Annotated in this window: 8 protein-coding genes; 6 read left to right on the top strand and 2 right to left on the bottom strand. The window is 44.2% G+C overall.

From position 1 onward, the window contains the following. Positions 1-689: 689 nt before the first annotated feature. A complete protein-coding gene (locus M3223_RS24480) occupies positions 690-908 on the bottom strand; it encodes a transposase (protein WP_435368006.1) in 219 nt (72 codons plus the stop codon). Between the two features lie 135 nt (positions 909-1,043). On the opposite strand from M3223_RS24480, the gene M3223_RS11065 reads away from it, so the two are divergent. The 5 genes from M3223_RS11065 (at position 1,044) to M3223_RS11045 (ending at position 7,165) form a co-directional block, all read left to right on the top strand. Beyond that, entirely contained in the window at positions 1,044-1,280 is a 237-nt protein-coding gene (locus M3223_RS11065) for a hypothetical protein (RefSeq protein WP_251561349.1), read from the top strand. Then, the gene (locus M3223_RS11060; protein ID WP_251561348.1) at positions 1,280-2,215 is read left to right on the top strand and encodes a HEPN domain-containing protein; all 936 of its coding nucleotides are present in this window, start codon (positions 1,280-1,282) and stop codon (positions 2,213-2,215) included. Before M3223_RS11065 ends, M3223_RS11060 begins: the two co-directional genes overlap by 1 nt. A 785-nt stretch (positions 2,216-3,000) precedes the next feature. Continuing rightward, positions 3,001-4,740, top strand: a complete 1,740-nt coding sequence (locus M3223_RS11055; RefSeq protein WP_251561427.1) for an ABC-F family ATP-binding cassette domain-containing protein — start codon at positions 3,001-3,003, stop codon at positions 4,738-4,740. Between the two features lie 142 nt (positions 4,741-4,882). Next, on the top strand, positions 4,883-6,457 hold the full coding sequence (locus M3223_RS11050) for an ABC-F family ATP-binding cassette domain-containing protein (protein ID WP_251561347.1): 1,575 nt from the start codon (positions 4,883-4,885) through the stop codon (positions 6,455-6,457). Between the two features lie 48 nt (positions 6,458-6,505). Continuing rightward, positions 6,506-7,165, top strand: a complete 660-nt coding sequence (locus M3223_RS11045) for a DNA alkylation repair protein (RefSeq protein WP_251561346.1) — start codon at positions 6,506-6,508, stop codon at positions 7,163-7,165. A 200-nt stretch (positions 7,166-7,365) separates the two neighbouring features. Here the strand turns inward: M3223_RS11045 and M3223_RS11040 are convergent, their stop codons facing one another. After that, positions 7,366-8,454, bottom strand: coding sequence for a sensor domain-containing diguanylate cyclase (locus M3223_RS11040; protein ID WP_251561345.1), 1,089 nt, complete (start codon positions 8,452-8,454; stop codon positions 7,366-7,368). 239 nt (positions 8,455-8,693) lie between these two features. Between M3223_RS11040 and M3223_RS11035 the strand changes: the two genes are divergently transcribed. Further along, a complete protein-coding gene (locus M3223_RS11035; RefSeq protein WP_251561344.1) occupies positions 8,694-12,905 on the top strand; it encodes an S-layer homology domain-containing protein in 4,212 nt (1,403 codons plus the stop codon). The last annotated feature ends 120 nt before the right edge of the window (positions 12,906-13,025 follow it).

Below are 13,025 nucleotides of genomic sequence, written 5' to 3'. Positions count from 1 at the left end.
AGCTTCAAAACTTCGTAAATATTTGACTAAAATTTTTAAGAAGGCACCCGATCGGGTGCCCTTCCATTTCGCCATTAGAGTGATACGGCGAACCTTATCATAAGTAGTGGTAAAGCGGAGAGTTGAGTTAGTGGTCGACTCTATTGATTTTATTGAACCCGCATAATGGAAAAGACGAAGAAAAGCTTGTCTGGTCTTTTGTTAAACTAATAGTACAAGATTCATATCAACAACAAATCCATAATTTTCAGTTTCTTAGTTATTGCGATATGCCATGCTTTGTGTGAATCTAAGGGGATATATACGGCCCCTGAAATATCATTCGGTGTCGAGTCCGACATTTGAATAAGTTTCAATCTTTACTATTATAGTTTTGCCAAAACTAGCTTGTTCATGAAGATTAATTGGTTCAAATCCGAGTTTTTCGAAAATCTTGCAACTACTGTTTTAACCAAATCATCGTGTCCATGTACAATAAACACTTTTGTTTTATCCACTCCTCGTACCTCTTCTTTTTTATTTTCTTTAACTAAGAACCTATCCCAAAGAGAGCGCAGGCGAAGTGCATCAGCCCTAAATAGTTTCGAGCCTTCTTTTCAAAATGAACAAGTATTTTACGGAAGCGATTTTGAGCCATGAAAATAACACTTCCACCACCCAACGACGCGGACGTTTGCCTTCTTGTTTCTCTACCTTTTCATCGCCTCGTGAGCGTTCCATTGGCAGCCGGTACGGAGCACGAACAGGATGCCTTCCAACACATTCTTTAAGTCGGTTGGCTTTCGACCACCGCCAGGCTTTCGCTTATAAGTTCGGTTGGGATCTCGTTTGGTAGGTTTAGGAAGTTCATCTTTGATCATTTGCCAAAATTCATCGGATAGAGTCCAGGTTTGATTCGCATCATTCATCACCTCGTACCCTTTATTACCCAATTATTTTAGGATAAGCTCTAAGTCAGAGAATATAAGCAGGGAGTAGGGCGGGCCTATGGCGAAGAGAAGACAAAAAAGCAGGGCAAAAAGCATCTTCGTGAGATTGCAAGTATGAAAGAGTTATCTTCGAATGTAACAAGTTTGGTGAATTTGAAGCAGGCTATGCCGGTTTTAAGTCCATTTCTTAAGGAATTTGGGGTTGAAGTTGATAAGATGGAAGACGCCTTACAAGGCATAGATGGAATAACTCGACAAACAAGTAAGTTTATTAGTATACCCGACAGATATCTTGCGAATTTAGAACAGACGGCGAATTTGAAAGTAAAATACAGTATATCAGGTGATTAATGCAGACAACACATTTAAAAGCTAAATTGACTGTAAGAATAAGTGAGTTCCTTTATAAGCAATTAAACAATGTAACCATTAGTATACACATGGAGGATGTAGGGGATGTTGATTACTATTTTTCATTTATAGATGAAGAAACTATGCTAGTAGATGCTCATTATCCTATAGATGCAAGGAAATTTGAAAACTCCGATTTTGATGAGATATTTACTAAAGAGGCTGTTACCCGACTCATTTATAGTAATGAATTTAACGTAATGATCCATAATTTTTATTTAGTATTTCAAATTGCCGATCCCGCTGGATTTGAAATAACTAATTTTAAAATATTTATCGATGGATACGATACAGAGTTCGTATTTCGAGAGAGGTTGCTAAACCCATTCTCTGTGGAGAATCTTGTTAATAGAGAAAACCAGTTTGCTAGATTAATTAACAGAATTGATATCATTAGTGTCATTGATTGGCTTAAGGGACTCAAAGACTTTTGGACGGAAATTGCGCTATCAAAGACAGGTACTTCCATTAATTATTTAAGATACTTTTATGAAGATAATGGACCGTTGAATTGTTTATGGTTGTGTATGGCCTTAGAGGCACTCCTTGTCACAAATCAAAACTTCTCCAAAAATCAAATTTACGGGAAACTTAGGTATTTTATTGACGAAGAAGAGATTGATTCAAAAACACTTCAAAAATTAGTAGAGAACTTTTATTCCTTCCGTTCAAAGATTGTTCACGGAAAGTTGAATTTATATCGACCTACAATGATCTATGATGCTTCTAAAGAAGTTAATACTTTGGAAGATTCAATGATAAGTAATGAATCATTTGGTTATCTTGCGCTAAGGGTATGTTTACACACGATGATAGGGAATAATATTCACGATTTGGATTTTGAAGAAAGAATAGTATACTCGTTGAAATTATAGGTTTATGGTTCTTAGGACGCTGAGTTGCCCTGGTCGTTCAGAGAACCATGTACAGCTTCGATTATTGATGAGCTCGATGCTTGACTACTGTTCAGATTGTTCGATCTTCTAAACTAAAATCGGCATCAATAACGTGAAGTTAATTAAGATAGAATTTCAGGAACGGCCATCTTATCAAAGATGGTCTTAAATATCGCTGTTAGTATGGTGATTATTATAGTAAGCGTTAGAATTGAAGAAATAGATTGGTTGAATGAAGTTGGATAATACTTCATGATAATGATCGGCATTTTTTACTAAAGAATTACGGGATACTATGCTTTTCTCAAAAGGGAGACGTCGAGAATTAAATGAGGTCTTTACTCCAAAGGCAAGGCAATTGGCATTCTAACTATCATAAATCGGTAAACTGTGAACGACCATGGATGGGACTATCATTAAGAGAAGAAACGATGAAAATTGAACAAGGCGATTATCTAAATAAACGAATTAGATTTAAGCGTATAAGAAAAACAGGATGGACATTTATTGTGAAGATGCTTCTCTATCCCCCAATAAAACTTTCATGACGAGATTCCAATGCTCTTGGATAAGTTTTGTCATTTTTCACTGATAGACCCGACGTTAACCGCTATACAACGCAGGGAAATCCCGGAATCTGAGGGGATACAAATGTTTTGAAGTTGGCTGTAAACGGTGTTACTCTAATAACAGTAAACATCCAACCTATGTGCTACAAAACATCTAATAATATTACTATTCCAGCTATAAAGAAAGGCAATCCAATGATAAAAGTTGATCACTTATCCTTCTCATTTCCCCAAAAAGAACTCTATAAAGACATTTCATTTACGTTAGAAGAAGGGCAGCATTGCGCTTTTATAGGAACAAGCGGCAGTGGGAAAAGTACCTTAATCGATATCCTGATGGACCCGGAAAGATATCTTTTCGATGGCAAATTAGAGATGGACCCCGATTGCACAATTGGATATGTAAGCCAGTTCTCAGAGCTGGGCAACGCGGAAGAAACAACCGTTTTTGAATATATAGGCGAAAAATTTATAAAGCTTCAAAATGAAATTCAATCCATTTGTACGGAAATGGAAACCGCATCAGATATAGAACCGTTACTGGAAAAGTATCAATTCGCTTTAGACGCATTGGATGCAATGGGCGGGGATGATTTTGAAAGCAGCATTCATAAACAGCTGAATCTAGCCAACCTCTTGAAGCGAAGCGATCATAAGGTATCCGAACTGAGCGGCGGGGAATTCAAGCTTATTCAAGTGATGAAGGAAATGCTTAATCGTCCCGACCTACTGATTATGGACGAGCCTGATGTATTTCTAGACTTTGAAAACCTAAATGCGCTTAAAAAACTGATTAATTCCCACAAAGGAATGCTGCTGGTTGTTACACACAACCGGTATCTATTGAATCATTGTTTTAACAAAATGATTCACCTTGAAAACATGGAGATCCAAGAGTTTGACGGGCGATATATCGAGTATAATTTCTCGTTACTTCAGACAAAAATTGAGCTGCAAGAAATCGCAATCGCTGAACAAGAAGAAATTGAGAGATACGATCACATTATCGATAACCTTAGGGCGATCGCCACTATGAATTCAGAAGCATCTAGAGGCAGAGCTTTAAAGGCTAGAGTAAGGTTTCAAGAAAGATTGGAAGCGCGCAGAATTAAAGCGCCGTTTGTCGATATTAAGCAGCCGGATATCCGTTTTGATATGGATCATGAGCTTGAAGACACCACTGTTGTAACTGTCAAAAATTATAGTGTTTCTTTTGATGAGCTGCTGTTAGACAAGGTTAGCTTTGAAATAAAATCTACGGATAAAGTAGCCATTATCGGTCCAAACGGTACCGGGAAAACGACTTTACTCCGAGATATTTTTAAAAATAATCATGCTTCCATTGAAATAAATGCGGATGCTAAAGTGGCTTATTTATCTCAGGTTCAAGGTGAAATGCTAAAGGACTCTAATACAATACTGGAAGAATTCATTGATGCAGGGTTTAACACGTATGATGAAGCCAGATTGTATCTTGCCGCCTATGGCTTTGAAGGAGAAATTGTTAGTCAAAAGATAGAATCTCTATCTGGCGGAGAAAAAAACATTTTGCAATTGGCTAAAGTTTCTGCCCGTAAAGCAAACGTATTGCTGCTTGATGAACCGACAAGCCATTTAGACACCTATACACAACTAGCACTAGAGAAAGCCATTGAGAGCTATAAAGGCGCAATTCTCATGATTTCTCATGACTTTTATTCGGTTGTAAATGGCATGGATTATGTTTTAATCATTGAAGATAAGACGATTAGAAAAATGAGTATGCGGAAATTTAGACAGATGATCTATGCGAGTCATTTTGATAAAGATTATTTGCAAACGGAACAAAAGAAAAAATCAGTTGAAATGAAAATCGAATTGGCTTTAAAGGATTCTAATTTTGAACTGGCAAAAGGATTGCTTGATGAGCTAGAAGGGCTAATTAAGCTGCTTTAGTGTAAAAGATAAACAAAACAAAGAAAATGCCTTTAATCCTCATTCAGCGGGTTAAAGGCATTTTTAGATCAGATTTAAACCTGCGGCCTGCATAAGGCGGGGATGATATAATCACGCTAAAGAAAGCAGAAGGGTGATTGCCATGAGTGTAATACGTTTGGAGAACGTTACGAAGAAATATGAAGAGTCCATGATCTTTCGAGATATTTATTTTCGCGTTATGCAAGGGGAGCGCATTGGCCTGATCGGACGGAATGGCGCAGGCAAGTCGACCGTATTTAAACTCATCATGGGCCAAGAAGAGCCGACTAACGGCAAGGTGGAGATAGATCCGAATGTGAGGATCGGGTATTTCTCGCAATTCTCAGAACTGAGAGGAAGCCTGTCCGTCCAGCAAGAACTGGAAGCCTGCTTCGAGCAGGTGGCTCTTATTGAACGTGAGCTGCAAGAGATCGGCGACAAGCTGGGAATGGTTACGGACGATAGCGAAATGGACAGGCTGCTGGCGAGGCAGGCGGAGTTATTTGAGCAAATGGATCATCTAGATGGCTGGAACGTGTCCGTCGAGATTAACACGGTGCTTACGAAGCTAGGGTTTAATGACCGGTCTCGCAATCAGCCAATCGATGAGTTGTCCGGAGGATGGCGTAACCGCGCGGCGCTCGCGAAGATGTTAATCGAGCTGCCCGATGTCGTCCTGCTCGACGAGCCGACGAATTACTTAGATATAGAAGGCATCACATGGCTGGAGCAGTGGCTGTACCGATTCAAGGGAGCCATGATTCTGGTGTCGCATGACCGGCAGTTTATCGACAAAGTTGTGACGCGCACGATTGAGATCGAGAACTACCATTTTCAAGAATACGAAGGCAACTACACCGACTACATCCGGAAGAAAAAGATGCGCAAGAAGGAGCTGGATCGCCAGTTCCAGTGGGAAGAAGAGCTGCTTCTTATGGAATCCGAAGCGATTGACGAACGTGCGAGCAGGAAGGCCGGTTCCAAGGACCGTCTCTCGCGCAAGCTGGCAGATAATAAGAAGCGGATCGAGCCGCATCCCGTTAACGTGCTGATTACCGATATTTACGAGAAACTGCGCTTCCCGGACAAGCTATGCGAAGTGAAGCAGATCGCACAAACCTATGAGGGGCGGCAGATTTTCGAGAACGTCAGCTTTGACATTCAGAAGGAAGATCGTTTGATTATCGCGGGTCCGAATGGAAGCGGAAAATCCACGCTTATTAAGGCGCTTACCGGGCAGGAGAAGCCGGAGTCCGGAGAGGTTATCTGGGAGAAGGGTGTTAGCTACGCTTATTTCAACCGGATGTGGGAGGAGCTTGATCCGAAGAAAACCGTCAGCCACGCGGTGAATACGTACGGCTTAGGGCTGGATGCTCCACGCAAAAAGGTGAATAAGTTCCTGGCCATGCTCCAATTCTCGGAGGCCGATCTGAGTAAGATGATCGGGCATTTGTCCGGCGGCCAGAAGGCTCGGGTGGCGCTAGCCAAGTGTCTTTTATCGGGTGCATCGGTTATTATTTTGGACGAGCCGACCAACCATCTGGATCTTACGAGCATACAGGTCATGGAGCAAGCTCTAATCCACTTCCCGGGCGCCGTCATTACGGTAAGCCATGATCGCTTTTTCATCGATAAAATCGGGACGAAGATGTTGACCTTCAATCCGGTAACGGGAGTAAGTGAGCAGAGCTTGTAGAAAATAGGACATAGGACGAAACAATGCTCAGTAAAGGAGTTGTTTCCAATGAGTAAGAATAAACCTGCAGAAATGACAAAAGCAGAAAACATTTTAGCCCAGATCAACAGTAACACTAAGCTAGGCGACTTACGAAAAATCGCGAAGGACATTAAAATAGATCATGAACTAGCTATGGAGTTGTGGTCAACCAAAGAGTTTTTGCCCAGACTATTGGCTATCTTAATTATGGACAAAAAGCTGCTTTCCGAAGATGTGCTGAATAAGCTTGATCAGGATATGCAGAATCACACATATGACGAGCGAAATCACTTAATGGACTGGTTATTGGCGAATCAGCTCACCAAAGACAAGAAGCTCATTGCCTTGATGGAGTCATGGGAAAATAGTCCTTCTGCTCTTCAAAGGCGAGCCTTCTGGTATTATAAAGCGCGTCTGAGATGGATGGGGCAAACACCGTCTGATAACAACGCAGACCTGCTGTCTGCAATTGAAGCTGCGATTACGCAGGAAGAGCCGGAGGTTCAATGGGCGATGAATTTCACGGCAGGCTGGATTGGCGTTTATGATCCAAGCAATCGAGCACGCTGTATTAAACTCGGCGAGAAAACGGGTCTTTATAAAGATGAAATGGTATCAAAGGGCTGTACGCCCGATTATTTGCCGGAGTTCATTGCAATTGAAGTTAATAAACGAAATCATAATTAGTTACCTCAGAAAATTTCATTAGGATTAAAAGGATCTGAAAGTAAGCTTCCAGATCCTTTTTTAGCGGGTGAGAAGGGTGAAGAGCGGTGATTATTCGTACAAAAATTTAAGTTCCTAGTCTTCATACGCCGTTACCGGATGCAACCGTTACATTTGAAGACGGCTCAAGATGGATTCGATAATAAAAAAATGGGGAGCCATCACCCGACAAGCTCCCCATCCACTGCAATTCGATTCTTGCCGCTGGACTTGGCCAGATACATGGAATGGTCGGCCGCGCGAGTGAGATCGGACTCCGTTTTGCCCTCTTCCCATAACGTACAGCCCACGCTGGTGGTCATCGGAAGTTGAAGCTCCTTAAACTGCATCGGTGACTCAAGCTGCTCAATCAATCGTTTGGCAACCTGCATCAAGCCGTTGCTGTCGTTCTGCAGCCATGCCACCACCACGAACTCATCGCCGCCAACACGTGCGATCAGATCGGATTCACGGACCGCGTTTTTGATGCGATTAGCGAATTCTATAAGCACGAGATCGCCGACCTCATGTCCGTAAGTATCGTTGCATTGCTTGAATTTATTCAAATCGAGGTAGAACACCCCGAACAAGCCTTCTTTTTGATTGGCCCGGTTAATCCAATTTTGGATTCGAACACTAAAGCCTCTACGATTCAGTAATCCGGTCAGAATGTCGCGCTCCGTCAGCTGAATAAGCTCGCTTTCTAATTTTTCGCGTCTTTCAATTTCCGCTCTTAATTGAACCAATAATTGCTCGTAATCGTTTAGAATCCGAATTTTGTCGTCATAGTTGATCTGCTTGCCGAGCTCCGAGCCCAGAGCAAGCGATAACAACTGCAACGTCTCAATATCCCGGCTGGAGAAAGCGTCGGCACGGCCGGAGATGACTTTTAACACGCCAACGGCGTTGCTGGATTCGAACAGGGGTACACAGACCATGCTCCGCGCGCCGACTTTCATTGTTGCTTCCTTGTTGACGCGATCGTCCTGTTGCGTATCTGGCGAATACAAGATATTCTTTTCCGTCACGCACAAGCCCGATAAACTGCCGTTCTTATTGATTCGGATTCCGAGATGAGGCTGCAAGGTCCCGCTAACGGCCGCATAAACCATTTCTTCACCCGCCAGCATCTCAATCGTAGAACCGTCAGCATCGGTCAATAGGCACATCCGGTCACAAATCGTCTGCATAAATAGCTTTAAATCTAAGTTAGATAACAGCATTTGCTGCTGGACTTCCATGATGACTTTAAGGCGACGGTTCTCAATCATCTACCCTATTCCTCCATACTCGTATCGTAATCTGTCTGTCTTTATTGGTATCATGCTAGCACTTTTAGATAGATTTGTCAGCCGGACTCTCGGCATGGAAACACGGGGCGTGGCATCTCTTTTGTGCGGCTGCAATTTATTTCGTCGAACATTTCGCCGATAAAGATATAGAAGAGAAATTTATTTATGGAACAATATCGATTTAGCTTTTATTCGTATAAAACAAAGGGGAACTAGGGGTGCACAACATTCTTGACACGTTAAAACAGAAAAAGATCGTCATGGTTGTCCTCGCAGCGGCAGTATTCATCATTATTTATTCAGGGATTGTTAAGGCTCAGGAGACGGTTACATCAAAGATTACGGCAAGTTCCGTTACTACAACTTACGGAGAGCAAGTAACCTTCACTGCCAGCGCCATTAATCAGGCAATCGGCGGAACTCCACCTGGCGGGACGGTTACCTTCAAGGATGGCAATCAAGATCTTATGACTTCCCCATTAACTACAGCTGAACCAATCATTATGACAGATAGCAGAGGACCTTTTATTCAATGGGGGGAATACACTTACAAGGCCTACAGCTTTGCGGATAATCGCATTGCGATGAATATTGTTGCTTATGATTCCTCCGGCACCATCGTTAATGAATGGGAAAAGGCTGGAGCCCGTTATTTATCGCAAATTACGATGGATGCCACAGCTCGGACCTTCACCTTTTGGGGCCAGGACAACTTCACGATTACGCTGGGATGGGGAGAACTTTTAACCCCTTCGTCTAGCGCCAGCTTTAGCACATCCGATCTGGCAATCGGTACGCACTCCATTACCGGTGTGCTATCAGGGGATATCAACTATGCCGCAAGCGAATCATCTCCTCTGCTTTATACCGTACACCCTAGATACACCGTGATTTATAACGGCAACGGCAGCACAGGAGGAGACGCCCCCGCTAACAGCAGCTCGTATAATGGCACTAAGGTAGGAGTGTCCGGCAACAACGGAAATCTGGTGAAGAACGGCTACACGTTTGCAGGCTGGAACACGCAGGTGGACGGACAAGGAGCGTATTATGCAGCAGACGCTGAGGGCACGATATCGTCCGATGTGACGCTGTACGCGCAATGGACGAAGGTTTTAGAAGTTGGAACGGGTACTGTAAGTGATCCTTATCAGATTACAACCGGTGAGGAGCTTGATACGATCAGGAACTATTTGGTTCCGGATCTTTATTTTAAGCTGGCTGCGGATATTGATTTGAGCGGCTACGGCGAAAGATGGTTGCCGATCGGCGGTTCTAGCAATCCGTTTCTGGGCCATATGGACGGCAATGGACACAAGATTACTGGTTTGACCATTAATAGGCCGGATAGCAATTATGTAGGGTTGTTTGGTGACGTAGGTTATGATGCGAGTGTTTCCAATATGATCCTGGAAAATGTAACTGTTACAGGCAGACAACATGTAGGCGGCTTGATAGGCCGTAACTTTGGCGGACAGATAAGCAACAGCTACGTAACAGGAAGTGTAACAGGTAAAGCGTCCAATGTAGGCGGCTTGATAGGCTACAATTACTATGGAACAATCAGCAACAGCTTCGCCACGGCAGATGTAACGGGAAGCGGTTCTAGTGTAGGCGGTTTAAGCGGCAACAATATTGGAACGATTGACTACAGCTATGCAACAGGAAATGTAATTGGCAGCAGCTCCAATGTAGGCGGCTTGATCGGAAACAATGGCGGAACGATCAGCTACAGCTATGCAGCAGGGAATGTAACCGGAACCGGCTCGAAAGTAGGCGGTTTGATTGGCAACAGCAGCGGAACGATTATTTCTAGCTTCTACGACTCGGGTACAACCGGACAATCGGATTCAGGCAAAGGCGTTGGCCAAACGACCGCAGAGATGAAGATGCAAAGCACATATGCAGATCAAAGCTGGGATTTTGCAAGCATATGGGGGATCAGTCCAGAGCGCAATGACGGTTATCCCTACTTGCAGGCCATACAAAAGTATGTGACGTATGACGGGAACGGAAACACTAGCGGGAGCGCGCCGAGCGACAGTAAATCGTACTCGCCAGGAGTAACGGTCAACGTTTACAGCAACACGACCGCTTTTGCCAGAACGCACTATTCGTTTGCGGGCTGGAATACACAAGCGGATGGAACCGGAACGGATTATGCTGCCGGCGCTGCATTCTCCATGGGTTCGTCCGATGTGACATTGTATGCAAAATGGACCTTAAACCCGACATACACGGTGACGTATAACGGCAACGGCAGCACAGGAGGAAGCGTACCGGTCGACAGCGGCTCGTATGAGCAAGGCGTTACGATATCGGTATTCAACAACAACGGAAATCTGGTGAAGAAGGGCTACACGTTTGCAGGTTGGAATACAGCGGCCGACGGTAGCGGCACGGGTTACGTTGACGGAATGGATTTCCTTATAGGCACGAAAAATATCACCTTATTTGCGCAATGGCTGCCATCGAACACATTATTGTCAGGTCTGTCATTAGATCAGGCGGAGCTCCATTTTTCACCATCGCAGACGAAATATACTGTAGTTGTGGAGAATTCGGTTTCGAGCCTTAACCTTTTCCTGAGAAAAGGGGATCCTAACCAATCGCTGACGGTAACGGGGGCGACTTATAATTCGGTAACAGATGATGTATATACCTACGCAACATCGAGCTTGGACGTCGGACCTAACCCTATTAACATTATCGTGACGACTCCAGACGGTTCAAACACGGAATACGTAGTCACGATTACCCGAATGGGTGTCATGGGAGAGCCGATGTTATTGAATCCCTCGGTCCGTACGCTTACGTTCCCGGGCGGGCTCGTAATCAAGCTGCCTGACGAACTGGTCCTTCCCGAAGGGGCAACATTGACAGTACAACATTCGAACGCTGCGCCTTCCGGAGAAGTTAAGCTTTCTAGAGCCGGACAGATCATTGATTTCCAATTTGAGGGTATTACTATTACTCAACCTGTACAGATTACACTCGGGTATGACGAGAGCTCTGACCGGAGTAAGCTCGCTATTTATTATTACAACGAGTCTACAGGCAAGTGGGAATATCATCCTTCTCAAGTGACGGACCATAACATCGCGACGACGGTCAGCCATTTCTCCACCTATGGAGTGCTTGCGGATACGACCGCACCGGATCAGGTAACCGTAACATCGGGCGCAAAAACGACAAACACCATTACACTTCAGCTTGCCGCTAATGATGACTCAGGCGTGGCCCAATATATGATTTATCGTGACGGGATGCTCATTGCGGAAACGGCGGAAAGTACGTATATCGATTCCGGCTTGTCGGCATCGAAAACGTATACCTATACCGCTAAAGCTGTCGATAGGCTTGGAAATATTTCGAAAGTTAGTGAAAACGTGACGGTCGCAACAAACGGCGGTGGCGGTGGCGGCTCTTCTATACCAACCCCGCCAATGAGTGACTCCAAGATCATCTCCACAGATGGTAATCTAACGCTTCCTGCAGGTAAAGAGGGAGAGGTTAGCCTCGGAGAGGAGATCAAAATAACGATTCCTGCTCATGCAAACCGCAAAGAGCTAAAATTAACGATTAACAAAGTCTCTGACATTCGGACACTGATTACAAGTAAAGACGTTCTGCTCAGCCCGATATTCGAAATTCTAAAAAACTTCACGGAGAACTTCGACAAACCGGTCACTCTCTCGTTTAAATTTGATCCAAGCAGCTTGAAGAGCAAGGAGAAGCCGGTTGTTTTTTACTATGACGAATTGAAGAAGGAATGGGTGAAAGTCGGCGGTACAGTCAGCGGAAACAACATCATCGCAGATGTTGATCACTTCACAAAATTCGCTGTATTCGCGATAGCCGATGCTGCCCCTCCGGCGACAGACGGAAAAGTGAGCTTCAGCGATATCGCCGCACACTGGGCGGAGGCAAGTATCAATAAAGCGGTTAGCGCAGGCATCGTCAGCGGTTACCCGGACGGCACGTTTAAGCCGGGTCGTACGGTGACGCGTGCGGAATTTGCGGTTATGCTGATGAATGCGCTCAAGCTGCAAGTAGAAGGAGCGGAGCTGGCGTTCACGGACAACGCGAAGATTGGCGCCTGGGCGCAGAAATCCGTCGCGCAGGCCGTTTATGCAGGTATTATCAATGGTTATGAAGACGGCTCCTTCCGTCCGAATGCTGAAATCACTCGTGCGGAAATGACCGTGATGATTGCTAAGGCTATGGACCTGATTGACGGAGCGGCTGCGGCATCTGGCTTTGCAGATGATAAAGACATTCCGGTCTGGGCGAAAGGCGCAGTGGCAGCCCTGAAAAAGCTGGACGTTATCGAAGGCAAAAGCGCAAACCAATTTGCACCTGGAGATAAAACGACTAGAGCAGAGGCGGTAACGGTGCTCTTGAACATGCTGGAACAAATGGGAAAATAAAAAAATCTGCAGCAAGGCTGCTTTGAAGTCAAATTCAAAGCAGCTATTTTTTTTGAAATTACCGGCGGTTCCGACATCTTTTATTGGATTTGCAAGATTTTCTTGATTCGGATCTAATAA

The organism is Paenibacillus pasadenensis (assembly GCF_023715725.1).
Classification (GTDB): domain Bacteria; phylum Bacillota; class Bacilli; order Paenibacillales; family Paenibacillaceae; genus Paenibacillus_O; species Paenibacillus_O pasadenensis_A.
Note: the sequence above shows the minus strand (reverse complement) of the source record. Positions and strands in the feature narration are given on the sequence as shown.

Bases quoted from the DNA above. Each gene is read 5' to 3' on its own strand.
- M3223_RS24480 (WP_435368006.1), bottom strand. From the start codon at position 908: ATGAATGATGCGAATCAAACCTGGACTCTATCCGATGAATTTTGGCAA.
- M3223_RS11065 (WP_251561349.1), top strand. From the start codon at position 1,044: ATGAAAGAGTTATCTTCGAATGTAACAAGTTTGGTGAATTTGAAGCAG.
- M3223_RS11060 (WP_251561348.1), top strand. From the start codon at position 1,280: ATGCAGACAACACATTTAAAAGCTAAATTGACTGTAAGAATAAGTGAG.
- M3223_RS11055 (WP_251561427.1), top strand. From the start codon at position 3,001: ATGATAAAAGTTGATCACTTATCCTTCTCATTTCCCCAAAAAGAACTC.
- M3223_RS11050 (WP_251561347.1), top strand. From the start codon at position 4,883: ATGAGTGTAATACGTTTGGAGAACGTTACGAAGAAATATGAAGAGTCC.
- M3223_RS11045 (WP_251561346.1), top strand. From the start codon at position 6,506: ATGAGTAAGAATAAACCTGCAGAAATGACAAAAGCAGAAAACATTTTA.
- M3223_RS11040 (WP_251561345.1), bottom strand. From the start codon at position 8,454: ATGATTGAGAACCGTCGCCTTAAAGTCATCATGGAAGTCCAGCAGCAA.